The sequence below is a fragment of the Streptomyces griseus genome (assembly GCF_900460065.1).
Classification (GTDB): domain Bacteria; phylum Actinomycetota; class Actinomycetes; order Streptomycetales; family Streptomycetaceae; genus Streptomyces; species Streptomyces griseus.
In genome coordinates this window covers 57,620-83,526 of sequence record NZ_UAVD01000056.1, presented here as the reverse complement: position 1 = coordinate 83,526, position 25,907 = coordinate 57,620, and the positions used below count along the sequence as shown (strand labels likewise).

Below are 25,907 nucleotides of genomic sequence, written 5' to 3'. Positions count from 1 at the left end.
CGGGCAACGCGCGGGCGACCTACCCTGCGCGGATGATCGACCACGGACACACGGACAAGACCGGCCGCCCCGTCACCCTGCGCGAGGTGGACGCGGACAACTGGCGGGCGGTCGCCGACAGCGCGCCCCGCGACGACCAGCGCGACTGGGTCCCGGCCCTGGCCGCCCGCTACCTGGTGCTGACCGGCCGCGAGGACACCTGGACCTCGCTGGCCGTCTGCGCGGGCGACGAGGTGACCGGCCACCTCATGTGGGCCCGGGACGAGGACGGTTCGCACTGGATCGGCGGCATGCTGATCGACGCCGCCCACCAGGGAGCGGGCATCGGCCGCGCCGCCGTACGGACCCTGGCGTCCTGGCTCTCTGCCCGCGAGGACGGCACGGCCGTGCGCCTCTCCTACGCCCCGGAGAACCTGGCCGCCGCGCACCTCTACGCCTCGCTCGGCTTCCGCCCGACGGGGGTGGAGGAGGACGGGGAGGTGGTGGCGGAGCTGTCGGCGTGATCGTCTCGACCGGGGCGACCGCCCCGGCCCGCGCCCGCTCTGCCCCTACCCGTGTCTCCGGGAAGGGCGCCGGGCCGGTGCGGAAGCGGCGTCGGGCAGACGAACCGCCACCCGCGGCAGGAAGAACCCCACGAGGGGCCCCAGGCACAGCGCCACCAGCACGGTGCCCACCCCGACCGTGCCGCCCAGAAGCCAGCCGGCGCAGGCGACGGTGACCTCGATGCCGGTCCGCACGACGGCGACGGGCAGCCGGCTGAGCCGTACGAGTCCGGTCATGACGCCGTCACGCGGCCCCGCCCCGAACTGCGCCCCGAGGTAGAGCGCGTCGAAGAAGGCGAGCGCGACGAGGCCGAGGGCGAAGCAGCCGATCTGCGCGAGGAGTCCCTGCGGGGCGGGGACCACGATCGCGGTGGCGTCCGCCGCGAAGCCGACGATCACAACGTTGAGGAGCGTGCCGAGCCCGGGCAGTTCGCGCAGCGGAATCCAGGCGAGGAGCACCAGCAGCGAGATCAGGTTCGTCGCCACGCCGAAGGAGATCCCGAGCGTCTGCGCGGTGCCCTCGGTGAGCACGTTCCAGCCGGCCGCGCCGAGTCCGGACAGGACGAGCAGCATCACGGACGCCCCGTACCCCACCAGTCCCAGGGCGAGTTGCGGGATCCGACGTGCCTTGCGGCCCGCCCGTAGCTGCGCGAGGGCGGTCATGCGCGCGACCACGGGCGGGGCGCAGGGAGCCGGGGCGGAGGCGGGGGAGGTGTGTGCGGGAGGTGCCATGGGGCGAGCCTCTCGCCCATCTGGACCGGCATTCCATAGCCAGATTGGCTACGCTGGTCCGGTGAAGATCAGCTCGCACGCGGTGGCGCGGATGCTGGGCGCCTGGCAGCAGGGGCCCGGCCCCGCACATCAGCGGCTCTCCGACAAGCTGCGTCTGCTCATCCTCGACGGACGGCTCTCCCTCGGCGCGGCGCTGCCGAGCGAGCGCGACCTGGCGACCGTGCTCGGGACCAGCAGAACCACCGTCGGCACCGCGTTCCGTACGCTGGTCGAGGGCGGTTACCTCGCCACCCGGGCGCGTACCAGGGCGACCGTACGGCTGCCCGGCGACACCGCAGCCGATGCCCCGGCCGGCACGGACACGGAGACGATCGACCTCTCCTTCGCCGCACCGAGCGCGCCCGTGGAAGTCCTGCACGCCGCGTTCGCGACCGCCCTCGAACAACTGCCCAGGCACTTCGAGCGGCACGGATACGACCGGTACGGCATCGCGGAGCTGCGGGAAGCGGTCGCCCGCTGGTACCGGCGGCGGGGGCTGCCCACCGGGCCCGACCAGATCCTGATCACCAGCGGCGCGCAGCACGCGCTCGCTCTGCTGACCCGGGTCCTCCTGTCACCGCGCGACCAGGTCCTCATCGACCATCCGACCTACCCGCACGCGATCACGACGTTCACCCAGGCCCGGGCCAGGCTTCTGCCCGTCGCCGTGACGTGCTCGGGCTGGGACGCCGAGCAGCTCCGCGCGGTGGGACGGTCCGCCGACCTCGCCTACCTCATCCCCGACTTCCACAATCCGACCGGGATGTGCATGTCCACGAGCGTGCGCGAACGGCTCGGGCTCGCCTGTCCCACGATCGTCGACGAGACCATGGCCGATCTGGCCCTGGACGCTCCGGCTCCCGAGCCCTTCGCCCTGCACATGCCGGCAGCCGTCAGCATCGGCTCCGTGTCCAAGAGCATCTGGGGCGGCCTGCGCATCGGCTGGATCCGCGCGCGGCCTCCTCTCCTGGAACGTGTCGAGAGGTCCCGCCCCACGACGGACCTGGGCACCCCTGTCGTCGAGCAACTCGCCACGGCCGCGCTCCTGAACGAGGACCTGACCGGACGGCCGGAGACCCTGCACCGGCTCAGGGGCCGACGCGACGCCCTGCGGCAGGCACTCGCCGAGCACCTGCCGGACGTACACGCCCCGAGGCCGCCCGGAGGCATCACGCTCTGGGCCACCTTCCCCGGCCCCATCAGCTCGCGGCTGGCCGCCGTGGCACCCGACCACGGGGTGACCATCGCGGCCGGGCCGCGCTTCGGGATCGGCGGTGCCTTCGAACGCAACATCCGGCTCCCCTACACGCTCCCTCCGGATCAGCTGGCCCGTGCCGTCCGCCGACTCGCGCGGGCGGAACAGGCACTCGCGCGAGGCGCGACCGGAACGCACGTCCCCGCGCCCATCGCGTGAGCGCCATGTCCTCGGGCGTTCCTCCGCCGCAATCGGGAATCCGAGCTTCCGGGCCGGGGACCGGCGGCGGGCCGGGCCCCTGTCGCCGCGTGCGGTGATGGTCATCGCCGGACGGTCGTCGTACGGCTGCTGGTAAAACTGACGCGTGTTCGGGAGGATCTTCCTCTCCCCTCGCCCCGAAACCCACCCTGGAGCCCGCTGTGCCCCTGCGGACAGGCGTCACCCGCCCGATATCCCTTCTCCTGCCGACCGCCCTCGCGGCCGTGACGCTCACCGGCTGCGCGCTGCTGGACCTCGCCGCGGACTGCGAGGGGACCGACGCCCGGGTGAAGGAGCTGGCGGCGCTCGACGTCCTCGGCTCCAGGCCCGAAGGGGCCACCGTCGCCGAGGGGTTCGAGGAGGTGGACGCCGGCTGCTGGGCGGACAGCGGGGACGTGGTGGCGCACGCCGCCCGGACGTACGCCTTCCCCGGTACGCGGGCCGAGGTGGGGGAGCACTACCGGACGGCCGCGGTACGGGACGGGTGGACCCCGGACCCCGACGCTCCGGCAGGCGACCTCTGCCTCACCCGGGAGGGCATGACCCTGCGGATCGTCTTCCTCACCGCCGAGAGCCTCGCGGAGGACGGCCACGGAAGCCGCCCCGACCTCACCACCGGGGCCGGTTACTCGGTCGGCGTCGAGTCGTATGTGAACGACGGCGCCGGGGCGGGCTGCTAGGTCCTGTCGTCACACTGCCGTCGCCGCCCGAAGGGCGGCACCGCAGGGTCGGATGGCCGTGCGAGCCGACACGGCAGGCGGTCGGCAGCTCGGCGGGGGTCGGCGCGAGGCGCTGCGCCGTCTCCCTCCGGCGCGGTGCGCACCTACCGTTCGGCGCTCAGGACCATCAGCGTCGTGGGGTCGGGCAACGGGGCGAACCCGACCTTGGCGTACAGCTCGTGGGCGTCGAGCGTGGCGAGGAGCGTCCGCTTGAGCTCGTACGGGGCGAGGTGGTCGCGCACGGCGGTGGCCAGCCGTACGCCGAGGCCCCGGCCGCGGTGCGCCGGGTCCACGTAGACGTCGCAGAGCCAGGCGAAGGTCGCCCGGTCCGTGACGACCCGGGCGTAGGCGACCTGGGCCCCGTCGGGGCCGTAGACACCGAAGTTGAGCGAGCCGCGCAGGGACCGCTCGACGAGGTCACGGCTGCGGCCGAGGGCCCAGAAGGCGTCGGTGGAGAGCCAGTGGTGGACCAGGCCGACGTCGATGCGGTCCGGGTCGGTGTCGATCGCGTACCGGTCGGCGTCCGGTGTCGCGTTCCCGTTCCCGGTTCCGTCTGCGCTGCGCGTGGTGGACGTCATGGGCTGGGATCGTAGTCGCGGCCTGGCGGGGGCCGGAGCGCGCGGTCGGAGCGGTGGGCGGACCCCCGGCTCAGGCTGCGGACCGGATGGGCTCGGAGCGGCGGTCCCGGCAGTCGCGGCAGCGGCCCGGGGTGGGGGAGCGGAAGGCGCGGTCGCAGTCGTCGCAGGTCTGGAAGGGGGTGACGGTGGTGCGGGGGCGGTGGGCGAGTGCGGCGAGTTCGCGGGCGCCGGGGGGCGGGGGCGGGAGCAGTTCGGTGAGCCGGTGTTTGAGGAGGAGGGCGGGGCGCCTGAGCGGGACGGGTGGGTCGTCGGTGAGGGCGTGGCGCAGGGCGTCGGGGTGGACCGCGCGTTCGAGCCAGGCCGCTACGCCGGGGGCCAGTTGGCGGACGTCGTCCTCGGTGAGCATGAACCGGGGCGCGTGGCGGTGCAGGTCGCCGAGGAAGGCCGTGGCCGCGCGGTCCAGTTCCGGAGTGGGATCGCTGGGCCGGGGGAGGGGCCGGGGCGGCGGCTTGGGGGCGGTCGGGGGTGGTACGAACGGCAGCGAGACGGGTTCGGCCTGCGGCAGCGGCAGCGGGGGCGGTACGGGAAGGGGCGCGGGTGCTTCCGGTGCGGGTGCATCGGGCGGTACGGGCTGCTCGGGCGGCATGGGCTGCTCGGCCGCCGGTGCCGGTGCCGGTTCCGGTTCCGGGGGAGGGGTCGGTGCGGGTTCCGGTGACGGGAGCGGTGCCGGTGCGGCGGGTTGTCGCGGGGCTGCCGGGTGGCGGGGGTGCAGGAGCGCGGCCGGCTGGTTGCAGAACACCGTGCGGGTGACGACCCGGCCGCTGGGCAGCCGTTCCAGGACGCGTTGCAGGTAGCCGAAGTCCTCCAGCTCGCGCAGACCGGCCGCGATGCGCTTCTCGCCTTCGCGGCAGCGGGCGGCGAGTGCCTTGATGCTCACCTCCACGCCCTGGGGCAGCGACTGGATGCGCACGGCGATGCCGACTGCGGTGCAGCTGAGGCCGGGGTGCTGGGCGAGGTGGTTGCCGACGACCGTGAAGCGGTCCGTGTGCGGGATGACGACGTGGATCACGCCGGAGGTGGGCAGGGGTCCGGGAACCTCTGCCAAGGCGCGCCTGAGCGCAGTATTCTGCTGGGTATCCATCGGGAAGCGGCTTTCTTCCTTGGTGGTCAGGCCCTCGGTTGGGATTGCACTCCCGGTCGAGGGCCGACGTATGTCCGGTGGGGTGGTGCTGGCGTGAGCATATGCCGGACAACCGGCCCGAAAGCGAGCCGAGTTGGAAAACCTCACCCGTGTGGGTGACGAGCCCCTGGGGTGCGTCAGGTGGCCGCCGGGGGTGGGTCGGGTGGGGTTCTTTCTCCTGTTTCTTTGGGTAGTTGATGTCGCGCTTCACCGGATCGCGGTGGCGAACGATCCGGCCGGGGGGCTGGGGGACGCACCGGGTCGCGGCGGCGCACGACCCGGCGGGAGCCGTCACCGTACGAGGTCGATCTCCGCCCACACGGTCTTACGGGGAACGGGTCCGGGTGCGATGCCCCAGTGGTCGGCCAGCGCCTCCACGATCAGCAGGCCCCGCCCGGTCTCCGCGTCGTCCTCGGGCGGCTTGACGGCCCCCGGCCCCGGCGGAACGCTGTCGCCGCGCGTGTCGGTGACCTCGATCCGGAGGGTGCCGTTGCGGACAGCGAGGCCGAGTTGGAAGTCCCGGCCCTTCACGCGCCCGTGCGCCATGGCGTTGGCCGCCAGCTCGGCCACGATGTGCGCTGCGTTCTCCGCCTGCGCCGGGAGTCCCCACGCGCCGAGATGGGCCGCCGTGAGCAGCCGGGCGAGCCGGGCTCCTCGGCGGGTGGGGGAGAGAAGCACGGTGAACGCCCTGTCGATGGGCGCGTGTTGGGTGCGGGCGACTTCTTGGTTCATGTCACTCAGCGTGGCCGCCCCGGCGTACCTTTCCCAGTGATGCGCCCGTTGCGTACGGCCACTGTCCAGGGCTTGTCCGGTGCTGTCCGGGCTGTCGGCGGTGACGTGCGAGGCACGGACGAGGTTGAGGCAGGAACGGCACGCACGTCGGAAGCGGGGGCTCGCATGAGCATGGTCGATGACGGCACGGAACGGGGCAAGGACGCGGTGGACGAACCCGGCTGGGAGGTCGACCCGGACGACGAGTCGGGGGCGGCGGTCGTCGCGGCGGTCGGCCGCCAGATCAAGACCTGGCGCGAGGCGGCGGGCCTGCGGGCGGGCGAGCTGGGTTCGTTGCTGGGGTACGGCGAGGACCTGATCTACAAGGTGGAGGGCGGGAGCCGCATTCCGCGCCCGGAGTTCATGGACGCGGTGGATGTGGCGGTGGGGGCGGGCGGCAAGCTCGCGGCGATGAAGCCGGATGTCGCGGAGGTGCGGTATCCGAAGAAGATCCGGGAGCTTGCCAAGCTGGAGGCTGCGGCGGTGGAGGTTCTCGCTTACGGCAACAGCAGCGTCCATGGTCTTTTGCAGACGGCCGAGTACGCGCGGTCGCTGTTCTCGATGCGCCAACCCGCCTATCCGCAGGAGGAGATCGAGCGCGGAGTGGCCGCGCGCATGGCTCGACAGACCATCTTCGAGCGTTCACCTGCTCCGACGCTCGGATTCGTCCTGGAAGAGGTGGTGCTCCGGCGTCCCCTCGGAGGCAGGATGGTGTTGCGTCGCCAGCTCGAACACCTGTTGGTCATGAACAAGTTGCGCAACGTGACGGTCCAGGTGATGCCGATGGATCGGGAAGAGCACGCAGGAATCGATGGGGAGATCCAGGTGCTGAAGTTCAGGGACGGTACGGCGGTGGGGCGCTCCGAGGGTGCGTTCGCAGGTCGCCCGGTCTCGGACCCCAAGCAGGTCCGAATCCTTGATCTGCGGTGTGGAATGATCCGGGCCCAGGCTCTCACCCCTCCGGAGTCGACGGCCTTCATCGAGAGAGTGCTGGGAGAGACATGATGCGCAAGCCGTTTGCCGGGAACTCTTCCGAGCTGCGCTGGTTCAAGAGCAGCTACAGCGACAGCAGCAACGGAAGCGAGTGCGTCGAGGTCGCGGCGGCCTCCGACGCCGTCCTCGTACGCGACTCCAAGAACACGCAGGGTCCCCGCCTCGCCCTCACCCCCACCGCATGGGCGGCCTTCGTCCCGTACGCGGGCGGCGGCGGCGGCGAAGGCCGCTGAAGCGGGCCTCAACTCGTGTGCAGCATCAGGCCGATGCCCACCACCATCAGCCCCGCCGCCGCGATCCTCGGAGCCCCGAAGCGCTCCTTGAAGAACAGCGTGCCGATCGCCGCGCCCACGATGATCGACGACTCCCGCAGGGCCGCGATCGGGGCCAGCGGGGCCCTCGTCTGGGCCCAGAGGACCAGTCCGTACGCGACCACCGACAGGGCCGCGCCGAGCAGGCCCCGGGCGGCGAACGGCCTGAGCTGCGTCAGCAGTTCGGAGCGGCGGCGGTAGTACGCGTACGCCGGGATCGCCAGGCCCTCCAGGATCATCAGCCAGGCGACGTAGCCCAGCGGGGTGCCGGAGGCCCTGACACCGACGCCGTCCACCGTCGTGTATCCGGCGATGGCCAGGCCCGTGCCGAGGGCGGCCACGATCGCCGGCCAGTGCGGGCGCTTCCCGGAGCCCCGGATGCCCCACAGCGCCAGGCCGACCAGGCCGGCCGAGGCCACCGCCACGCCCGCCGTGGCCCAGGCGTCCGGGCGCTCGCCGACGAACACCGCCGCCAGGACCGTCACCACCAGCGGGGCCGTGCCCCGGGCGATCGGGTACATCTGCCCGAAGTCGCCGAGCGTGAACGAGCGCATCAGCAGCATCATGTACGCCACGTGCAACGCGGCCGATACCAGGAGGTACGGCCAGGCCTCCGCCGCCGGGAACGGGGCGAAGAGGGCCATCGCCGCGCCGATCAGCAGTCCGCCGCCGGAGATCAGCGTGAAGGAGAGCAGCTGGTCCTTGATCGCGTGCGCGATGGCGTTCCAACTGGCGTGCGTGACGGCGGCTATGAGGACGGCGAGGGCGACCAGAGGGGTCACTTGGCGGGCTCGCGCACATCCGCGACCGTCGCGCCCGCGTGGGCGATCAGTGTTTTCGGGTCCAGCGGGAACACCGTGTGCGGGGTGCCCGCCGCCGCCCACACCACCGCGTGGTCGAGGAGGCGCCGGTCGGCCAGGACGCGGGTCTTCGTGGCGTGGCCGAACGGGGGCACGCCCCCGATGGCGTAGCCCGTGGTCTCCCGGACCAGGTCCGCGTCCGCCCGCTTGACCTTCCGCGCGCCCAGTTCCCGCCGTACCAGCTCGACGTCCACCCGGGACGACCCGTCCATCAGGACCAGCACCGGCACGCCGTCCGCCGTGAAGACCAGCGACTTGACGATCTCGCTCAGCTCGCAGCCGACCGCCGCCGCGGCCTCGACGGCGGTCCTGGTCGCGTCGGGGAAGCGGCGCACCTCGACCTGGAGGCCCAGCTCGGCCAGCGCCTCGGCGAACCGGGGGTGGGCGTGGGAGACGGGGGCGGCGGCGGGCGTGCTTTCGGGGGGTTCGGGTGTGCTCATGGCTGCACGCTAGCGGTCGGTGCAGTATGCATGCGAGTGGGTTCCGGGTGGTGGGCGCGATGCCGCCGACGCCCTGCCGCGTACGCCGTTGCGAGCGCCGGCCGCCGCGCGCCGTTCCCAGCGCCGGACGCCGGTCCCCTCGCGCGGGCCGGTGCTCTCACTCCGTCCGGTGGGAGCCCGGGGTGTGGCCGAACGTGCGGCGGAACACCTCGATGAAAGCGCTGGTCGACGACCAGCCGCACTGGTGCGCCACCGTGGTCACCGGCGTCCGTTCGGTCAGGAGGATCAGGGCGTGGTGCAGGCGGAGCTGGGTGCGCCACTGCGGGAAGGTCATGCCGAGGTCGCTGCGGAACAGCCGGGACAGGGTCCGGTCGCTCGCCCCGACCAGGTGGCCGAGCTCGGCGAGCGTACGGCTGTCGGCCGGGTCGGCCCGCAGGATGTCGCACAGGGCGCGCAGCAGGGGCGTGGTGGGAGTGGGCAGGTGCAGGGGCTGCTGGGCGGAGGCCCGCAGCTGGTCGAGGAGCACGGCGCGCAGGCGGGCCCGTTCGGGGCGGTCGTCGTCCTCGGCGCGGGTGTAGGCGATGAGCAGTTCGCGCAGCAGCGGGCTGACGGCCAGCACGGTCGGTGTCTCCAGGCCGAGCGGATTCTCGGTGACGGGGAGCCCCACGAGGTGCAGATCGAGTTCGCCGTAGGCCCGGTGCGCGTGGACGGTGCCTGCGGGCACCCAGATCGCGCGGGTGGCCGGGGCGACCCAGGACCCCGCGCTGGTCGTGACGGTCAGAACCCCGCGGCCCGCGTAGACGATCTGGTGGTCGTCGTGCCGGTGGGCGTCGATCGAGCCGCCGGGAGCCAGCCGCCGGGTGCGGGTCGGGGCCACCGGATCGTGGCGGACGGAATCCTGCCGCGGCGCATTCCGCCGGGCGGAGGCCTGCCGGGCGGAGGTGGCCGGTTGGACCGAGGACCTCAGGACCGGAGCGGGCCGGGCCGGAGCCGGCTGCCCAGCCTGGCGGATGTTCGTCATCATGTGGCAGTTTATCGAAAGCGCGACAGCGGCGCGGGGCCGGACCATGGCGGGATGCGAAGGAACGCGCCGATCATCCTGCTGTCCGTGGGCCATGCCTGTGTCGACGTCTACCAGGGCTCCGTCGCCGCCCTGGTGCCCTTCTTCATCGCCGAGCGCTCCTACTCCCTCGCGGTCGCCTCGGGCATCGTGCTGGCCGCCACGCTGCTGTCCTCCGTGGCCCAGCCGCTGTTCGGCCTGCTCACCGACCGCTGGGCGCTGCCGTGGCTTCTGCCGGTGAGCACCCTGCTCGGCGGGCTCGGCATCGCGCTGAGCGGCCTGAGCGGCTCCTATCCGCTCACCCTGGTGTTCGTCGCGCTGTCGGGCATCGGGGTGGCCGCCTACCACCCCGAGTCCGCCCGGGTCGCCCGGATCGCCGGCCGGGGCAGCCACCGCGCGATGGGCTGGTTCTCCACGGGCGGCACGGTCGGCTTCGCGCTCGCCCCGCTCATGGTTGCCGCCGCGATGAGCGTCGGAGGGCTGCGCTGGACGCCCCTGCTCGTGCTGCCGGCCCTCGTCGGCGCCGCGCTGTGCCTGCCGGTCGTGCGCGTCCTCCAGCAGCGGCAGGCTGCCGGGGCCCGGACGACGCCGCCGCCGGCCGGGAGCGACGACGTCGCCTCCTTCGTACGGCTGTCCCTGGCCGTGGTCTTCCGGTCGGTCGCGTTCATCGGGCTGAGCACCTTCATCTCGCTGTACGTACGCGAGCGCCTGGGCGGCGGCATCGCCGTGGGGACCGCCGCCCTGTTCGTGCTCTACCTCGGCAGCACGGTCGGCGCGGTGCTCGGCGGGTCACTGGCCGCCCGGTGGGACCGGGTGGTGGTCGCGCGCTGGTCGTACCTGGTCTCGGTCGCGGCGGTCACGGGCGTGGTGTGGGTGCCCGGCCCGGCCGTCTTCCTGTTCCTCGCGCTGACCTCGGCCGGCCTGTACGTGCCCTTCTCGTTGCAGGTCACGCTCGGCCAGGACTACCTGCCCTCCCGGGTCGGCACCGCCAGCGGGATCACCCTCGGTCTGACCGTCAGCATCGGCGGCCTGGCCAGTCCCGCCGTCGGGGCGATCGCCGACGCGACGTCCCTGCGGACCGCCCTGGCGCCGCTCGCGCTGATGCCCCTGCTGAGCTGGCTGATCTTCCGCACCCTTCCGGAACCGGGGGTGATGGGGGCCGCGTCGCCCGGGACCGCCACCGCGGCGCCCTCCGGGAGCGGGGCGGCGAAACCCGGATGACCCGGGTCGGGCGGGCTCCTACGCTCGCCCCATGGACAGGGGAGCGCAGGACGGCTGGTTGCTGAACGTGGTGGACGTCGAGGCGACCTGCTGGGACGGGCAGCCGCCGCCCGGCCAGGTGAACGAGATCATCGAGATCGGCCTCACCGTGGTCGACCTGCGCGCGGGCCGGCGGCTGGCCAAGCACCGGCTGCTGGTCCGGCCCGCGCGCTCGAAGGTCAGCCCCTTCTGCACAGAGCTGACCGGGCTGACGCAGGCGGAGGTGGACGGCGGCCTGCCCTTCGCCGAGGCCTGCCGGGTGCTGGCGGTCGAGCACCGTACGGGGCAGCTGCCGTGGGCGAGTTGGGGCGACTACGACCGTAACCAGTTCACCCGTCAGTGCCGGGCGACGGATGCGGAGTACCCCTTCGGGCAGCGGCACACGAACGCCAAGGTCGCCTTCACCGCTTCGTACGGGCTGCGCCGCCGGCCCGGCATGGCCCAGGCCCTGGAGGTGGCCGGCCTCCCGCTGGAGGGCCGCCACCACCGGGGCGACGACGACGCGTGGAACATCGCCGCCCTGGTGCTGGACCTGGCGGGCCGGGGAGACTGGGCGGCGGGGTAGGGGCGTCGTCGGCCGGGCTCGGCGAACCGCCCGGCCCGGTGAGCGGCCGGGCTCGGCGAACCGCCCGGCCCGGCTCGGTGAGCGGCGAGCGGCCCGGCGAGGGGCTGCCCCGCGTGCCCCGTCCCGCGCCTGCTGCCCGCCCTCGGCCGCCCGCCCTCTCAGCCGCCCGCCCTCTCAGCCGCCCACCCTCAGCCGCCCGCCTTCAGCACCTCCGCCACGACCGGGCCCGCCGCGTCGCCGCCGTGGCCGCCGGTCTGGACGACCGCCGCTGCCGCGAGGTCGTTGCTGAAGCCGGTGAACCAGCTGTTGGAGGTCTCCTGCCCGTCGACCTCCGCCGAACCGGTCTTGGCTCCCTTGTCACCGCCCACCGAGGCCATCGCGTCCGCGCCGGTGCCCCAGGCGGCGGTGGCGCGCATCATCGTCGTCAGCTGCTGGGTGACGGACGGTGACAGCGAGCGCGAGGCCGTCGCCAGCGTCCGGTTGTCCAGGGACTGCGGGACGATGACCGGCTGGCGGAACGTGCCGGTGCGGGCGGTTGCGGTGATGGACGCCATGTTGAGGGCGTTCATCTGGACCGTGCCCTGGCCGATGTACTGGGCGGCGGCCACGCCACCGGTCTCCTCCGGCACGCTGCCGTCGGTCGTGACGACACCCGTCTTCCAGTCCAGGCCGATCCCGAAGACGTCCCGCGCCTCCTTGGCGAGTGCGGCGTCGTCCTTCGTGTCGTCGATCAGCTTGATGAAGGCGGTGTTGCACGACTTGGCGAAGCTCTGTGTGAACGTGGAGCCGTCCGGCAGCGAGAAGTGCTCCAGGTTGTGGAACGAACGCCCCTGATACAGCACGTCCTTCGGGCATTCCGCCGCCCCGTTGGCCGTGACCAGGCCCTTCTCCAGCAGCAGTGCCGCCGTCACGATCTTCAGCGTGGAGCCGGGCGCCTGCTTCCCCTGCATCGCCGCGTTGAACCCGGTCGCCGGGTTGTTGGCCACCGCGCGGATCGCGCCGGTGGACGGCTTCACCGCGACCACGGAGGCCTCCGGGTACTTCTTCACGGCCCGCTCCGCCGCCGCCTGCGCGCCCGCGTCGATCGTCGTCTGCACCTTCCCCGGCCTGCCCTTGGCCAAGGTCAGCAGATTGACGTCCGGCTGGGTCTCGTCCGCGGGCTCGATCCACGTCTCGATGCCGGGCGAACCGCCCGCGCTCGCCCCGTACTTCTCGCGCAGGGTGTCCAGGATCGGACCGAGCGAGGGGTACTTCTCCTTGGTCAGCACCTTCCCGTCACGGTCGACGGCCTCGATCGTCGGCGTCGAGGACTCGCCCGTCCTCAGCGTCGCCCCCTCCGTCAGCTGCGGGTGCACGACCGTCGGGTCCCAGTCGACGAGGGCCTTGCCCGTCGTCAGGCCGCGCACCACGGTCAGCTCCGAGGCGTAGGACAGGGGCTTGGACTTCCCCTCGTACGAGACGGTGGCCTTGACCGTGTAGGGCACCTTCGTGCCGACCGCCGGGCCCGGGGTGATCTTCACCTCGCCGATGCGGGCGTCCTCGCCGTACGAGGCGAGCACCGGTTCCGCGCCCGCCTCGTTGTTGGTGAGGAGCGACGCGGCCGTGGCGTCCCCCGCCGCCCACGCGTCGAGGAAGCCCTTCGACGTCTCCGCTATCTCCTCGGCGCTCGGCGGCCCGGTCTTCACCTTCGACGACGCGGACGCGCTCCGCGTACCGCCGTCCCCGCCGCCGGTGTCCCCGAGCATGCTGTACGCCCCGTAGCCGACCCCTCCGGCCACCAGCACGAACGCTCCGCCGATCACGGCGACCTTCGCTCCACTGCGCATCTCGCAGTCCCCCTCCCCAGGAGCCCCCCTGAACACGTTCAAGGGGCAACTGTGAGGAACCCTAAAGGCTTCTGGTGGGCGGTGAGGGGGTTGTTACCGGACCGGAATGCTTGACCGGAAAGCGCTCTCCGCTTTGTGGCCGAGACCTGCCGAGACCCGCCGGGCCCCGACGTGGGCCGCGCGACCGAGCCCCCGGCGGCCCCGTCGTGCCGCGCGCCGACCCCGTGCGGCACCGCCGCCTCACTGCGCCCAGTCGAAGACGTCCGACTCCAGGTCGATCTGTGCGTTGCCGCCGCCGAGGTTGATGCCGCCGACCCCGTCCTCCAGCTCGAAGACGTACGGGGTGAGCCCGGTGGGCATCCCTTGGCAGGGCATGATCGTTCCGCCCAGGTGGGAGGTTCCGTCGATGGACGCCCAGAACGTCTTGAGTTCCTCGTCGTCGTCGGAGGACCAGGCGGCCACATAGCCGCCCGCGCCGTCCTCCGACGGGGCGATGCCGGTGTTGGGGTCGCCGGTGCGCTCGCCGAGCCAGACCGTGGTCTCGGGGGCGCTGTCGTCCCAGGCGTTCTGGCCGCGGCTGTACCGGTCGCCGAGACCGGCCGGCCGGATGTCGGCCGGAGGGTCGGTGCGCGGCGCGGCGAACTCCTCGGCGGTGAGCCACAGGAGCGCGTGCGCGCCGCCGATGAGGTCCTCCAGATCCCGCTGCCGGGGATGGCGGGCCGCGGCCGTCGCGGCCACCTCGGCGAGGAACGGATCGGCTGCCTGTTCGGCGGTGGGCGCGGTGCCCGCCAGCAGCTCGGCGACGCCTTCGACGTCGTCGGCGACATGGTCGTCGGCGTGGAAGAGGGAGAGGGCCACCAGGTCCTCGCCCTTGCGCCGGTAGTCCTCCGGCAGTTCGAGGGTGATGACGTGGGTCATCGGCAGTCCGGTGACGGGGCTCCGGGGCCACGCCGCCGTCCCGATGCCGGGCGCGCGACCGCCGCACCACCCGGCGACGCGGGCTCCGGGCAGATCGGTCTCGACCGGCTTGCCGGGGCGGACCGTCAGCGCGTCCGCGGATTCCCCGAACCCCAGTTCGTACGCCTTCACCGTGTGCCTTCCGTTCGACTGCGACGGCGCTCAACCTACGGGAGGGCGCTGACACCCCGGTCGTGGTTGCCGACAACAGGCAGCCGAGGTCGGCCCGGTAGTGCCGACATCACCCCTGAAATCACCTCGGTCAGCCGCCTACCCTGCCCGTGTCCGAGGAAACGGAGCGTCGGCCGGACGCCGGCGGGCGCCACGGACGCACGCCGGGCACGGGAAGCGCGCAGGGCGGGTACGGAGCGGGCGGGGGGCGGAGTCAGGTGGACGGCGAAGCGAAGGGGGGCGCGTCCGGAGCGCGCGCCCAGGTGAACGCAGGTGCGGCGAAGGCGGGCGCGGCGGGCGGCGCGAACGGGCTGGGGCCCCGCGCCTCCCTGCTGATGTCCCTGGCGCTCGGCCTGCTGCTGGCGGCGCTCTCGGGGCTGGTGATGTTCCCGGCGGCGGAGCACCTGCGCTCCCTCCGGGACGGCGAGCGGGCCCAGGCGACCCTGCACACCAGTGGATCGTGCATGGCGGGCCAGTGCGAGGTGGAGTTCGAGGCGGACGGGCGGACCGTGGTGGCGGACCTCCCGGTGGGCAGCGGGGGCGGCAAGCGGTCCGTCGGCGCGGCCATGGCGATCCGGTACCAGGCGGACGATCCGCGGGTGGTCGCCCGCGAAGACGATGTCGGCGGTGGCGGTGCGGCCCTGCTGGCGTGGATGTCGGGCGGGGCCGCCGTGTTCTTCCTGGCGATCGCGGGGGCGGCGGCCCTCCACCTGGCGCGGCAGAGGCGAACGCGAAATCGATGATGTGACTGATGTGTGAGCGCCGAATTGCCGGGCACCAGGTTCTTCGCAACGAGGTCCCGGCGACATTCGGAGCCGGGACGTACCGGTGAGGTGCACTGAGGCCGTTGTGAAGCGCAGGCGCAGAACGCGTCTGAACCGACTTGACGATGGGAAAAGAAAATGATCGTCCTTGGACTTATTCTGCTGATCATCGGCCTGCTCGTCGGCATGGGGCTGCTGACGACCATCGGCGGCATCCTCATCCTGGTGGGTGCCATCCTGTGGATCCTGGGCGCGACCGGCCGCGCGGTGGGCGGGCGAAAGCACTTCTTCTAACCCGCGGGTTCAGAGGAGCAGGAGACCAGGAATTCTGTCACCGACGGAATCCTGCGAAATGCGGGCGGGCCGCGACGAGAAGTCGTCGCGGCCCGCCCGCATTTCGGCATCCTCCGGAATCGGCGTCCCGTTGACAGCGGCCGGGGACGGCGCACCGGCCGAGAGCGGATGCGCATCAGTTGTCGAACCAGACGACCAGGCGGACTCCCTCGTCGCCGTGCAGATCCGCCAGAGTGCGCATGGTCGACCAGACGGCGCCCCATTCGCTGTCGGGCACGGCGTCCCTTCGCCGTAGACGGCCTACGCGGAAGCGGGTGTCGCCGTCGGGCCATTCGGTGTTCTCGGGGTAGACGCTGCCCGCGGAGTAGAGCTGCCGGGCATCGGCCGGGCCGGAGAGCTCGGCGAAGCGGGTGAGGCCGGTGTTCCTTCCGTGCATCCGCCAACTGCCGTCCGAACTCCGGCGGAACTCGTGGACACAGCCGTCGACCTCGTTCGCGACGTCGTCCCAGTCGGCCGCCGCCAGCTCCGCCCAGGAGATCCAGGAGCCGCCGTGCAGCTCGTCACTCCACGTCTCGAAGTCGGCGAGGCCCTCTTTCGACACGTCAGGGGGGAGACCCCGGTGGCCGGCGAGCGGCCGGAACGAAGTGGTGTCGCGGACACCGAACAGGCAGCCGAAGGCGGCGTAGGAGCGCCCGTTGTAGAGGTGCGAGAGGTCGATGGCCCGGAACCACTCGCGGTCGTCCTCGTCCAGCCAGCGATCCCACCGGCACTCGATGAAGCCGTGAATGTCTGTCCCCATGCCCGGCATTGTTCTCCGCCGGCGTGGGGCGGGCGAGGTCTTTTCCCCTCCCGGCATTCCGGGGAGGAGGCCGCTGTGCGGGCGACGTCCAGCTGACGTCTAGCCGCAGGAGTCGCAGACTCCTGTCGCCGGAAGCTCGACGAAGCAGCCGGCGCAGACAGGAGGCGGCGTCCTGCCGCCGCCTCGTCGGCGCTCGACGGCCGCCTGATGCCTGGGGGAGAGCGCGGCGATTCCGCCGTCGGCGGGGAGGGTCGCGCCGAAGTGCCGGTAGCAGGCGAGCCGTGCTTCGGCAGCATGCCGTTCGCGCTCCTCCACCCCGTCCAGAGGCGGCTGCCCCGCGATCTCCAAGACCTCCTTGTAGCCCGCGCCCACCATGCCGTCGTCGCTGTGGACGACCAGGGCGGTCAGCGGCGGATCTCCTCTTCGGTGCGCTTCACGCACCACCCTGCCGAGAATCGGGCCGATCCAGTTGTGGAGCAGGACCTTGGTGCGGATGCCCGACCGGGCCTGTATCTCCTCCGCCAGCTCCTTGTAGGTGATCACCGCGTGGTACGTACGAGCCACGTCGACCAACGCCGAGTAAGCCTCTTCCGACCATCTCCTGCGGGTCTCCTGTGTGTCGAGCTGTCCCACCGCGCCCCCATGCTCCCTGTTCACCCGACGCCCGGGCCGCCACGCGACGGGCGCGGCAGGTGCCCAGTGTTGCCCGTCGGATGGCCCGGCGTCACGAAGTTCGGCAAGCGCGTGAGGCATGCGCGTGAGGCATGCGCGACAGGCATGCGGGTGCGGACGCGTCGGCGGGCCCGGGCCGTTCGGCCGGGGAGCTGGGGCAGCTGCGGGGCGGGCCCGGCACCACCAGGTGCCGGGCCCGCCGTTTCCCCAGCTAGACCCAGGTGTCCAGCCACATCCGGTCCCGCCACAGGTCCTCCGGGATCGACGTCCCCGTGAACAGCGGCCAGAAGTAGATGAAGTTCCAGATGATCAGGAGCACCAGCACGCCGACCGCGATCGCCCCCAGCGTGCGGCGGCGTTCGCCGGTGGGGTCCTGGGTGGTGAGGCCCAGTTCGGCCCGGGCGCCCGTGCCCGCCGCCGGGCCCGCGATCGCGCCCAGCATCATCGTCACGGCCAGACACAGGAACGGGACGAAGACCACCGCGTAGAAGAGGAAGATCGTCCGCTCCTGGTAGAAGAACCAGGGCAGCCAGCCCGCCACCACCCCGCAGGCGATCGCGCCCGCCCGCCAGTCGCGGCGGAAGAACCAGCGCCAGACGACGTACGCCAGGGCGAAGCAGGCCAGCCACCACAGCAGCGGGGTGCCGATGGCGAGGACCTCGCTGGCGCACTTGCCGGTCGCCGACTCCTTGCAGCCCGCCTGCTCCTCGTAGAAGTACGAGACGGGGCGGCCCAGCACGAGCCAGCTCCACGGGTTGGACTCGTAGGTGTGGCCCGAGGTCAGGCCGACGTGGAAGTCGTACACCTGGTTCTCGTAGTGCCACAGACTGCGCAGCCAGTCCGGGAACAGCCAGCTCCAGGAGGAGTCCTTGCCCTCGGTGGCGGCCCAGTTCCGGTAGTAGCCCTTGTCCGTGACGATCCAGCCGGTCCAGGACACGACGTACGTGACGATCGCGACCGGCACCGTGGAGAAGAAGGCCGGGACCAGGTCGCGGCGCAGCACCGCCCGGTACGGGTGCACGGCCCCCGCCGTGCGCCGGGCGCCGACGTCCCACAAGACCGTCATCAGGCCGAACGCGGCCAGCACGTACAGGCCGTTCCACTTCGTGGCGAAGGCCAGGCCCAGCATCACGCCCGCCGCCAGCCGCCACGGCCGCCACCCCAGGCGCAGGGTCTCCGCGATCCGGGCGTCCGGGCGCAGCACCCCCTCCTCGTCCACGGGCAGCGCGTCGGCCAGCCGGCGGCGGGCGTGGTCGCGGTCGGCCACCAGGCAGCCGAACGCGGCCAGCACGAAGAACATGACGATCAGGTCGAGCAGCGCGGTCCGGCTCATCACGAAGTGCAGGCCGTCCACCGCGAGCAGCAGCCCCGCCAGACAGCCCAGGAACGTGGAGCGGAACAGCCGCCGGCCGATCCGGCAGAGCAGGAGCACGGAGATGGTGCCGAGCACCGCCACCATGAAGCGCCAGCCGAACGGCGTGAAGCCGAACATCTGCTCGCCGAGCCCGATGATCCACTTGCCGACCGGCGGGTGCACCACATAGCCCGGGTCGGTCGGGATCGGGACGGAGGAGGGGTCCTTCAGGATCAGCTTGTCGACGTCCTTGGGCCAGGACCCCTCGTACCCCTGGTTGACCAGCGCCCACGCGTCCTTCGCGTAGTACGTCTCGTCGAATATCACCGCGTGCGGCTGGTCCAGCTTCCAGAAGCGCAGCAGCCCGGCGACCAGCGTCACGAGCAGCGGGCCGCCCCAGCCGGACCACCGCACCAACCGGTCGGCCACGTGCGGCGGGATCGCGAGCACCGACCACACCTGCCGTCCGGGCCGGGTGTAGGGCGGGTCGAGCCGGTCGCGGAGCGAGGTCTCCGGGCGGGGAACATGGCCGAAGCGGCGCAGCCGCCGTTGCCAGGAGGTCGGCTGTTCGCCGAGCGGGTCCCCGGCGTCGTGGCCCCGCTGGGTCTCGGGTGCGGTACTCGTCACCGCGCCATCGTAGGGAACGCATCTGTGCGAAGGGCGCTGCCCGTGCTGCGAGGATGGCTGATGTGACTGGAACGACTGGAACGCTCGTGCTCGCAGGGACCCCCATCGGTGACGTGGCGGACGCCCCGCCCCGTCTCGCCGCCGAACTGGAGCGGGCCGACGTCGTCGCCGCCGAGGACACCCGGCGGCTGCGCCGGCTCACCCAGGCGCTCGGCATCCACACCTCGGGGCGTGTCGTCTCCTACTTCGAGGGGAACGAGTCGGCCCGTACGCCGGAACTCGTCGAAGCCCTGACCGGCGGCGCGCGGGTCCTGCTCGTCACGGACGCGGGCATGCCGTCCGTCTCCGACCCCGGCTACCGGCTCGTCGCCGCCGCCGTGGAGCAGGACATCCGTGTCACCGCCGTCCCCGGGCCCAGCGCCGTCCTCACGGCACTCGCGCTCTCCGGGCTGCCCGTGGACCGGTTCTGCTTCGAGGGGTTCCTGCCCCGCAAGGCCGGGGAACGGCTCTCCAAGCTCCGCGAGGTCGGGGACGAGCGGCGCACCATGGTCTTCTTCGAGGCCCCCCACCGGCTCGACGACACCCTCGCCGCGATGGCGGAGGTCTTCGGCGCCGAGCGCCGCGCCGCCGTCTGCCGTGAGCTGACCAAGACGTACGAGGAGGTCAAGCGCGGGCCTCTCGGCGAGCTGGCCGTGTGGGCCGAGGACGGCGTGCGCGGCGAGATCACCGTCGTGGTGGAGGGGGCGGCGGACAGCGGCCCCGGGGACCTCGACGCCGAGGAGCTGGTGCGGCGCGTGCGGGTGCGCGAGGAGGCGGGGGAGCGGCGCAAGGAGGCCATCGCCGCCGTCGCCGCCGCCGCGGGGCTGCCGAAGCGGGAGGTGTTCGACGCGGTGGTCGCCGCCAAGAACGCGGAGGAGAACGCGGAGAAGGGCACGTAGGGAAGCGCCGACAAGGGCGCGCACGGGAACGCGGACAAGGGCGTCGGAAAGCGGCCGACGACCCGGCCGGAAGCGCCCGCACCACAGGCCGAAGGCCTACGGCGTCTCCGTCAGCAGGCCGTACGCCGCCGCGACGAACGTGTCCGCCCGGTGCACCCGCCGCGTCGCCGTCGCCGCCACCGCGAGACCCGAGTCCGGGCGGAAGCCCAGGAAGGCCTGCTGGCCCAGGGTCGCCCCCGCGTGGAAGAGGACCGGGCCGTACGGGGACGGGTGGTGGAACCACGTGAGCGTGTGGGTGTGCGCGTGCCGCAGGCCCCGTCGCAGCAGCGGGCGGGACACGTCGGTGAGCGCGGCGTCCAGCGTCGGGTCCCGGGGGTCGGGCCCGCCCGGGCGGGCCGCCAGGTGCGCCTCCAGGAACGTCAGCAGGTCCAGTGGGGTCGCCCGGACCGCGCCCGCCGCCGTGAAGCCCCCGGTGTCCAGCGCGGGCACCGGCGTCCCGTCGCGGCGGTGGCCGACCGCCTCCGCGCCCTCGGGCCCCGGGCGCACCCGGGTCGCGTCCAGACCCAGCGGGGCCAGCACCTGCTGGTGCAGCAGGACCTCCCACGGGGTGCCGGTGGCCGCCGCCAGGGTGTGGCCGAGGACCGAGACGGCGAAGTTCGAGTAGTGCCAGCGGGTCCCGGGCCGGTGGCGCGGGCGGGCCCGCAGGAAGGCCCGGACCACCCGGTCCGCCGGGTAGCCGCCGTACGGGTCGGTGGACCAGCGGGGCACCGCCTGCGGGTAGAAGTCGGCGGGCAGCCCCGGCAGCCCCGAGGTGTGGGTGAGCAGATGGCGCAGGGTGATCCGGCGCACCGCCGGGTGCACCGGGAAGCCCGGGGCCAGCAGGTCCGCCGCCCGGTCCGCGTACCGCACCCGGCCCTGCGCCACCAGCCGGGCCAGCAGCAGCCCCGCGTACGGCTTCGACGCCGAGCCCAGTTCGTAGGCCATCAGCTCGCGGGGGACCGGGCCCGGCTCGGCGCTTCCGCCCGTGTGGACCGTGCGGATTCCGTTCCGGCTGACCGCGAGCACCAGGTCCGGCGCGTCGACGGAGTGCGCGGCCTCGGCCAGGAGGCGGGCGGTGGCGGCCGGGGAGCCGGGGGCGGTCACACGGACCGCCGTCGTGTCCGTCATGCCGGGGCCGGGGTGGTGGAGAGGTCGGACAGGGCGCGGGACATCGCCAGTGCCGAGGCGAACGCGGCGACCAGCGTCGGGTGGTAGACGAGGTCGAACACCGCCTCCTCGTCGCCCTCCGGCATCCCGCCGACCACCGGCATCGCCCCGTCCGGCTGCTGGGCCTGCGCGAACCCGGCCCAGGCCGCCGGGTCCAGCGTCGGTTCGGGGAGGCACGCGTCGACCACCAGCAGCTCGCCCAGCAGGTCCCAGCGCTTCAGGTCCAGCCAGTCGTCCAGCCAGACCGGCAGCCACAGCGCCAGGTACTCCGCGATGTCGGTGGGCAGCCCGGCCGGCTTCTCGCCCCAGTCGGTGAGGTGGAACACCGTGTGCGTGATGTCGTAGCCGATGTGGCCCTCGACCGTCCACGGCTCCGGCCGCCGCGCCAGCCAGGTGTGCGCGAGCGCCGCCGTCTCCGGGACGCTCGGCTCCACCTCGAACCGCCGCTCGATCGCGCTGAGGCCGAGCCGCCGCACCGGCAGCACCTCCAGCGCCGCCCAGCTGGCCAGGCGGTGGTTGAGCCGGATCGCGGACTCCAGGTCCGGTTGCCGGTAGCCCAGCTCCCGGAACGGCACGTAGACCTCCAGCGGCACCGGCGAGAGCGGTTCGCGCCGCTGGCCCTCCAGCAGCCGGGCTCCGGAGTCCAGCAGCTCGTGCCAGGCGTGGTCCAGCAGCTTGTGGGCGAGGGAGGACTGCTGCGAGCCCGCCACGCCCTCGCGGAAGATGACCTTGCCGATCAGCGCCAGTTCGCCCAGCGGCTTGAAGCGGTCCAGCACCCCCGCCTCCGGCGACGGGTCGGCCTCCAGCCGGAACCCCTCCCGGTGTTCGTACAGCCAGCCCAGGGCCTTCGCCCCCACGTCGTGGATCTGCTGGATGCCGCTGCTCATGCGGTCCGCCTTTCCCGGCCGGGCGCGGACCCGTCCGTCTGCCCCGGCGACCGCAGCGACCTCAGGGACAGGGCCGCGGCGAAGGCCGTGACGAGCGTGGAGTGGTAGCAGTCGATGAAGGGGTACGGGTCCGGCGCGGGATCCTCGACCGGCATGCCGGTCTCCGGGACGCAGCCGGTCGGATGCTGTACGTCGGCGAGCACCGGCCAGACCGCGTCCAGCAGGGCCGCCGGCGCCGGGCCCGGCAGCGAGGCCGCCACCGCGAGCAGTTCCCCGGTCAGGTCCCACTGGCCGCTCTCCAGACAGCCGTCCGCCCAGGCGGGCAGCCAGGTCCGCAGATAGCCGTCGATCCTCTCCGGCACCCGGTCGGGCATCCGGCCCCAGTCGGTGAGGTGGAAGACGGTGTGCGTGAGCGCGTAGCCGGAGGGGCCCTCGAACATCCAGGGCTCCGAAAGACCGCCGAGCCAGGTCCGGGACAGGACCGCGCCCGCGTCGGTGTGGGTCACCGCCCCGACCCGCCGCTCGGAGTTGACCAGGCCGAGCTGGCGGTTGGCGTGCTGCTCGGTGTGGGCCCAGGCGCGGGTCGCGGTGAGCGGGCGGGCCAGCGCCTCGAAGCCCTCGTGGCGCAGCCCGTACCCGGCGAAGGCGGCGTAGATCTCGTACGGGTAGGCGGCGAACGGCTCGCCGCGCAGCAGCTCCAGCAGCAGCTCGCCCCCCGCCACCTGCTCCCAGGCGTACGCGACGAGGTCGCCGGCCAGCTCGTGCTCCGGGGCGCCGGGGTCGGTGGTGCGGCGGATCGTGGAGCCAAGCTGGGCCAGTTCGCCGAGCGGTTTGAGCGTGGCGTTGACCTGGGTGTGGGGCTCCAGGACGTCATCGGGGAGCGTGAAGTCCGCCCGGTGCGCGTCGGTCCAGGCGAGGGCGGAGCGCAGGACGCCGGGGAGGACCGCGAGCGCGGCTCCGGGCGGGGTGCCGGGGGACGCGCCCGGGCGGGGTCCGCCCCGTCCGGGCCCCGGGCGGCCCCGGGACCCGGCGGGGCCGTCCTGGGAGGGGCCCTCGGTCGCGGTCGTGGTCACCTGGCCCTCGCTTCGGCCATCAGCCGGGCGGCCCGCACGTGGAGGGTGACCCGGGGGTCGTGGCCGCCCATCAGCTCGACGAAGTCCAGGCCGCGCTCCAGGCCCAGCGTCGCCGGTTCGCCGCCGATGGCCGCGAGCCAGCGGCCCGCGCCCGCCGCCTGGAGCCAGTCGCGCCGCCGGACCGCGCGGACGAAGCCCCGCGACAGGTCGACGGCCCGGTTCGTCGCGGCCCGCCGCACGGCGGACGGAGCGGCCGGGACGGCCAGCGGCGCGAGGACCGAGAGCTGGTGGGTGAACGCCTGCCAGGGCGCACCCTCCAGCCAGGCGGCGTCGGGCTCCGCGTACACGGCGGGAGCCGCCGCTCCCGGCGGGGGCGGCGCGATCCGCTGGAGCGTGGAGATCATGTGCCAGTGGCTCCAGGCCGTCGCGGCCGGGGCGTCGGGCTTGGGCGGGAACTCCCGCACCGCCCGGTCCAGCACGGCGACGTCACCCGGGTGCGGATGACGTCCGTAAAGAACACTGGGCAGCAGCAGGTCGGCCCCGATGACCCGTGCCGCCGCGATTCCGGTCCGGTTCTCCTCGTCGATTCCCGCCGCGCCGCACACCGTGGCGAGGTGGTCCCCGCTCCGAAGAGCGAGGACCACCTCTGTTGCCAGGTCATGCACGGCGCCCGCGAGGGGCGACGAAGCATGTGTCTGGTCCATGTGCCGTCGACTAGCCCTTCTTCGGGCGCGGGGTCGGGGGCGAGAGCAGCAGCGCGCCGCCGCCCGCGAGAAGCGCGAGGTAGGCGCATTCACGGGAGTCGCGGTACAGGCCTTCGACCTCGCCCGGGTTGAGGGCCTGCTCGAGGTCGAGCTCGACGTCGGTGGCAGTGGTGTCCGTGGTGAACATGGGTTGTTCCCCGTCCTGTGGGAAATGGGGTGGACGTAATGAGTGAAAAGGAGGAATCGGGTCGCCGCAAATCGGCGGACGACATCCGGGGAAATCGAGATTTCAATTGAATGGTGAATTCACGGCGTGCGAAGGGGTGAAAAGGCCGGGAATTCAAGGGAGTGAGGGGGGCCGGTGGGGGTGGTGCGCCCGGCGCATTCACGACCGGTGGGCGGCGCGCTCGGGGGCGCTCGGTGGTGCGGCGGTCACGCGTCGGCCCTGCTTGGTCCAGTCCACTGCCATGCGTCGGCAAAGGACGCCCAAAGGAGGCCAAGAACGCACCAATATTGGCTCTGAGCTGGTGCGTCCGTACGGGTGGAGGTGTCCACTGGAGGGGACGGGACACCTGCTCGAAACCCTCGGGCGGGCCGCCCGCCCCCGGAGCGCGTGACCCGCGGCCAAGAGGAGCAGGCATGAGCGAGATCGCAGCCACCACTGTCCATGAGGCATATGCCTTCGCCTGCATGAAGTGCGGGTACGGCTGGGAGCAGTCCTACGAGATAGAGCACCACGTCGACGTCCACGGTCACGCCTTCGTCGTCTACACGGCGGACGGCGAGCGCGTGCCGTCCCCGCTCTCCACGCCCACCTGCACGAACTGCGGCGGACACGTGGTGCGCATCATGCGGGCGGGGCGGGTCGCCGGCGTCCAGGAGCTGCTGCGCAAGCAGCAGGCGCCGCGCGCGGCGGAGGTCGCCGCGAAGGACGGGACGGTGTCGACCGCCGCCGCCCCGGCCCGCCACTGGCGGCTGTCCGACCTGCTGCACCCCTTCCACCGCAGGTGAGCCACCCCGTGTCACCCCGGGTGGGCCGGCTCCCCCGCGGCGGGTGACGCGGACCGGTCACCGGGGGCGACCCAGACCGACCACTGCGGGTGACGTGATCCTTCCGGCGCGGATGGGGTGGGCCTTCCGTCGCGGATGACGTACCCGAGTGGCTTCCGAAGCCGACGATCGTACGAGGGTGGGGCCCTCGTACGATCGTCGGCATGAGCCGTACCGAAGCCCCGCCGCTGCCCGAGCCCCTGCGGGTTCCGGTCGCCGACTCCCACACCCACCTGGACATGCAGGACGCCACCGTCGAGGAGGCCCTCGCGCGGGCCGCCGCGGTGAACGTGACGGCCGTCGTCCAGGTCGGCTGCGACGTCGCCGGCTCGCGCTGGGCCGCCGAAACCGCCGCCGCGCACCCCGCCGTCCACGCCTCGGTCGCCCTGCACCCCAACGAGGCCCCGCGCATCGTCCACGGGTACGCCGAGGGCACCGCCGGCACCGCGCGGCAGGGGGCCCGGGAGCCCGGCGGCAGGGCGGCGCTGGACGAGGCGCTCGCGGAGATCGACGCGCTGGCCGCCCTCGACCACGTACGCGGGGTCGGCGAGACCGGCCTCGACTTCTTCCGTACGGGCCCCGAGGGCGTCGCCGCCCAGGAGGAGTCCTTCCGGGCCCACATCGAGATCGCCAAGCGGCACGGCAAGGCCCTCGTCATCCACGACCGCGACGCGCACGCGGACGTCCTGCGGGTCCTGGCCGACGCGGGCGCGCCCGAGCGGACGGTGTTCCACTGCTACTCCGGCGACGCCGACATGGCCCGGATCTGCGCGCGCGCCGGATACTTCATGTCCTTCGCGGGAAACGTGACCTTCAAGAACGCCCAGCCGCTGCGGGACGCCCTGGCCGTCGCCCCGGCCGAGCTGGTCCTCGTCGAGACGGACGCCCCCTTCCTCACCCCCGCCCCGTACCGGGGGCGGCCCAACGCGCCCTACCTCATCCCCGTCACGCTCCGCGCCATGGCCGAGGTGAAGGGGCTGGACGAGGACGTGCTGGCCGCCGCGGTCTACGACAACACCGCCCGCGCGTTTGATTTCTGACCGCCGACCGGACCCGGCCGGGCACGCGGCGTAGCCGTGCCG

29 protein-coding genes are annotated in these 25,907 nt (G+C 73.0%); 12 read left to right on the top strand and 17 right to left on the bottom strand.

Annotated features, from left to right (window positions below; translation table 11 throughout):
- Window positions 1-32 precede the first annotated feature (32 nt).
- Window positions 33-503 (top strand): GNAT family N-acetyltransferase, encoded by a 471-nt coding sequence (locus tag DTB53_RS34065; protein ID WP_012380523.1) that lies wholly within the window; start codon window positions 33-35, stop codon window positions 501-503.
- Between the two features lie 45 nt (window positions 504-548).
- Here DTB53_RS34065 and yczE read toward each other — a convergent pair whose 3' ends face one another.
- Window positions 549-1,274 (bottom strand): membrane protein YczE, encoded by a 726-nt coding sequence (gene yczE / locus DTB53_RS34060; RefSeq protein ID WP_106431714.1) that lies wholly within the window; start codon window positions 1,272-1,274, stop codon window positions 549-551.
- A gap of 61 nt (window positions 1,275-1,335) precedes the next feature.
- Here yczE and yczR point away from each other — a divergent pair, with 61 nt between their 5' ends.
- Both yczR and DTB53_RS34050 read left to right on the top strand, forming a co-directional pair.
- Entirely contained in the window at window positions 1,336-2,727 is a 1,392-nt protein-coding gene (gene yczR / locus DTB53_RS34055; protein ID WP_012380525.1) for a MocR-like transcription factor YczR, read from the top strand.
- Between the two features lie 200 nt (window positions 2,728-2,927).
- Window positions 2,928-3,446, top strand: coding sequence for a hypothetical protein (locus tag DTB53_RS34050; RefSeq protein ID WP_012380526.1), 519 nt, complete (start codon window positions 2,928-2,930; stop codon window positions 3,444-3,446).
- Window positions 3,447-3,589: 143 nt separating this feature from the next.
- Here DTB53_RS34050 and DTB53_RS34045 read toward each other — a convergent pair whose 3' ends face one another.
- The 3 genes from DTB53_RS34045 to DTB53_RS34035 form a co-directional block, all read right to left on the bottom strand.
- Complete coding sequence (locus DTB53_RS34045) at window positions 3,590-4,063, bottom strand: GNAT family N-acetyltransferase (protein ID WP_012380527.1); 474 nt, start codon at window positions 4,061-4,063, stop codon at window positions 3,590-3,592.
- Between the two features lie 70 nt (window positions 4,064-4,133).
- Complete coding sequence (locus tag DTB53_RS34040; protein ID WP_012380528.1) at window positions 4,134-5,204, bottom strand: hypothetical protein; 1,071 nt, start codon at window positions 5,202-5,204, stop codon at window positions 4,134-4,136.
- Between the two features lie 330 nt (window positions 5,205-5,534).
- Window positions 5,535-5,975: an ATP-binding protein gene (locus DTB53_RS34035; protein WP_003968530.1), complete on the bottom strand. Its 441-nt coding sequence runs from the start codon at window positions 5,973-5,975 to the stop codon at window positions 5,535-5,537.
- Between the two features lie 165 nt (window positions 5,976-6,140).
- Between DTB53_RS34035 and DTB53_RS34030 the strand changes: the two genes are divergently transcribed.
- Entirely contained in the window at window positions 6,141-7,019 is an 879-nt protein-coding gene (locus tag DTB53_RS34030) for a helix-turn-helix domain-containing protein (RefSeq protein ID WP_003968531.1), read from the top strand.
- Window positions 7,016-7,240 (top strand): DUF397 domain-containing protein, encoded by a 225-nt coding sequence (locus tag DTB53_RS34025; RefSeq protein WP_012380529.1) that lies wholly within the window; start codon window positions 7,016-7,018, stop codon window positions 7,238-7,240. The genes DTB53_RS34030 and DTB53_RS34025 overlap by 4 nt, the downstream gene beginning before the upstream one ends.
- An 8-nt stretch (window positions 7,241-7,248) precedes the next feature.
- Here the strand turns inward: DTB53_RS34025 and DTB53_RS34020 are convergent, their stop codons facing one another.
- The 3 genes from DTB53_RS34020 to DTB53_RS34010 form a co-directional block, all read right to left on the bottom strand.
- Window positions 7,249-8,100, bottom strand: coding sequence for an EamA family transporter (locus DTB53_RS34020; protein WP_012380530.1), 852 nt, complete (start codon window positions 8,098-8,100; stop codon window positions 7,249-7,251).
- The gene (locus DTB53_RS34015; protein WP_012380531.1) at window positions 8,097-8,618 is read right to left on the bottom strand and encodes a YbaK/EbsC family protein; all 522 of its coding nucleotides are present in this window, start codon (window positions 8,616-8,618) and stop codon (window positions 8,097-8,099) included. The genes DTB53_RS34020 and DTB53_RS34015 overlap by 4 nt, the downstream gene beginning before the upstream one ends.
- Before the next feature lie 157 nt (window positions 8,619-8,775).
- Window positions 8,776-9,495, bottom strand: coding sequence for an AraC family transcriptional regulator (locus tag DTB53_RS34010; protein WP_042496963.1), 720 nt, complete (start codon window positions 9,493-9,495; stop codon window positions 8,776-8,778).
- A gap of 198 nt (window positions 9,496-9,693) precedes the next feature.
- On the opposite strand from DTB53_RS34010, the gene DTB53_RS34000 reads away from it, so the two are divergent.
- Both DTB53_RS34000 and DTB53_RS33995 read left to right on the top strand, forming a co-directional pair.
- Window positions 9,694-10,899 carry an MFS transporter gene (locus DTB53_RS34000; protein ID WP_012380533.1) on the top strand — a complete coding sequence of 402 codons (1,206 nt, stop codon included), beginning with the start codon at window positions 9,694-9,696 and terminating at the stop codon, window positions 10,897-10,899.
- A gap of 31 nt (window positions 10,900-10,930) precedes the next feature.
- Window positions 10,931-11,503 carry a 3'-5' exonuclease gene (locus tag DTB53_RS33995; protein WP_012380534.1) on the top strand — a complete coding sequence of 191 codons (573 nt, stop codon included), beginning with the start codon at window positions 10,931-10,933 and terminating at the stop codon, window positions 11,501-11,503.
- A gap of 188 nt (window positions 11,504-11,691) precedes the next feature.
- Here the strand turns inward: DTB53_RS33995 and DTB53_RS33990 are convergent, their stop codons facing one another.
- Window positions 11,692-13,329, bottom strand: coding sequence for a penicillin-binding transpeptidase domain-containing protein (locus DTB53_RS33990; protein WP_003968540.1), 1,638 nt, complete (start codon window positions 13,327-13,329; stop codon window positions 11,692-11,694).
- A 240-nt stretch (window positions 13,330-13,569) separates the two neighbouring features.
- Window positions 13,570-14,418 (bottom strand): hypothetical protein, encoded by an 849-nt coding sequence (locus DTB53_RS33985; protein WP_012380535.1) that lies wholly within the window; start codon window positions 14,416-14,418, stop codon window positions 13,570-13,572.
- Between the two features lie 374 nt (window positions 14,419-14,792).
- Between DTB53_RS33985 and DTB53_RS33980 the strand changes: the two genes are divergently transcribed.
- Together DTB53_RS33980 and DTB53_RS33975 are read left to right on the top strand one after the other, a co-directional pair.
- Window positions 14,793-15,200 carry a hypothetical protein gene (locus DTB53_RS33980; RefSeq protein WP_052295645.1) on the top strand — a complete coding sequence of 136 codons (408 nt, stop codon included), beginning with the start codon at window positions 14,793-14,795 and terminating at the stop codon, window positions 15,198-15,200.
- 159 nt (window positions 15,201-15,359) lie between these two features.
- Window positions 15,360-15,515, top strand: a complete 156-nt coding sequence (locus tag DTB53_RS33975) for a hypothetical protein (protein WP_003968543.1) — start codon at window positions 15,360-15,362, stop codon at window positions 15,513-15,515.
- Between the two features lie 175 nt (window positions 15,516-15,690).
- Here the strand turns inward: DTB53_RS33975 and DTB53_RS33970 are convergent, their stop codons facing one another.
- The 3 genes from DTB53_RS33970 to DTB53_RS33960 form a co-directional block, all read right to left on the bottom strand.
- Window positions 15,691-16,314: a hypothetical protein gene (locus DTB53_RS33970; RefSeq protein ID WP_042498654.1), complete on the bottom strand. Its 624-nt coding sequence runs from the start codon at window positions 16,312-16,314 to the stop codon at window positions 15,691-15,693.
- Between the two features lie 99 nt (window positions 16,315-16,413).
- Window positions 16,414-16,878, bottom strand: a complete 465-nt coding sequence (locus tag DTB53_RS33965) for a hypothetical protein (RefSeq protein WP_236586335.1) — start codon at window positions 16,876-16,878, stop codon at window positions 16,414-16,416.
- Between the two features lie 319 nt (window positions 16,879-17,197).
- Window positions 17,198-18,967, bottom strand: coding sequence for a dolichyl-phosphate-mannose--protein mannosyltransferase (locus DTB53_RS33960; protein WP_012380539.1), 1,770 nt, complete (start codon window positions 18,965-18,967; stop codon window positions 17,198-17,200).
- Between the two features lie 53 nt (window positions 18,968-19,020).
- Here DTB53_RS33960 and rsmI point away from each other — a divergent pair, with 53 nt between their 5' ends.
- Window positions 19,021-19,905, top strand: coding sequence for a 16S rRNA (cytidine(1402)-2'-O)-methyltransferase (gene rsmI, locus DTB53_RS33955; protein ID WP_198409280.1), 885 nt, complete (start codon window positions 19,021-19,023; stop codon window positions 19,903-19,905).
- Window positions 19,906-20,001: 96 nt separating this feature from the next.
- Here the strand turns inward: rsmI and DTB53_RS33950 are convergent, their stop codons facing one another.
- From DTB53_RS33950 to DTB53_RS37060, 5 genes are read right to left on the bottom strand one after another with little or no spacing between them, the layout of a single operon-like run.
- Window positions 20,002-21,072 (bottom strand): serine hydrolase domain-containing protein, encoded by a 1,071-nt coding sequence (locus tag DTB53_RS33950; RefSeq protein WP_012380541.1) that lies wholly within the window; start codon window positions 21,070-21,072, stop codon window positions 20,002-20,004.
- The gene (locus tag DTB53_RS33945) at window positions 21,069-21,998 is read right to left on the bottom strand and encodes a DUF6895 family protein (RefSeq protein WP_012380542.1); all 930 of its coding nucleotides are present in this window, start codon (window positions 21,996-21,998) and stop codon (window positions 21,069-21,071) included. The genes DTB53_RS33950 and DTB53_RS33945 overlap by 4 nt, the downstream gene beginning before the upstream one ends.
- Window positions 21,995-23,071 carry a DUF6895 family protein gene (locus DTB53_RS33940; protein WP_012380543.1) on the bottom strand — a complete coding sequence of 359 codons (1,077 nt, stop codon included), beginning with the start codon at window positions 23,069-23,071 and terminating at the stop codon, window positions 21,995-21,997. Before DTB53_RS33940 ends, DTB53_RS33945 begins: the two co-directional genes overlap by 4 nt.
- On the bottom strand, window positions 23,068-23,775 hold the full coding sequence (locus DTB53_RS33935; protein WP_003968551.1) for a hypothetical protein: 708 nt from the start codon (window positions 23,773-23,775) through the stop codon (window positions 23,068-23,070). Before DTB53_RS33935 ends, DTB53_RS33940 begins: the two co-directional genes overlap by 4 nt.
- 10 nt (window positions 23,776-23,785) lie before the next feature.
- Window positions 23,786-23,962 (bottom strand): hypothetical protein, encoded by a 177-nt coding sequence (locus DTB53_RS37060; protein WP_003968553.1) that lies wholly within the window; start codon window positions 23,960-23,962, stop codon window positions 23,786-23,788.
- Between the two features lie 452 nt (window positions 23,963-24,414).
- Here DTB53_RS37060 and DTB53_RS33930 point away from each other — a divergent pair, with 452 nt between their 5' ends.
- Both DTB53_RS33930 and DTB53_RS33925 read left to right on the top strand, forming a co-directional pair.
- Window positions 24,415-24,786: a hypothetical protein gene (locus DTB53_RS33930; protein WP_003968554.1), complete on the top strand. Its 372-nt coding sequence runs from the start codon at window positions 24,415-24,417 to the stop codon at window positions 24,784-24,786.
- A gap of 203 nt (window positions 24,787-24,989) precedes the next feature.
- Window positions 24,990-25,865, top strand: a complete 876-nt coding sequence (locus DTB53_RS33925) for a TatD family hydrolase (protein ID WP_012380544.1) — start codon at window positions 24,990-24,992, stop codon at window positions 25,863-25,865.
- Window positions 25,866-25,907 lie beyond the last annotated feature (42 nt).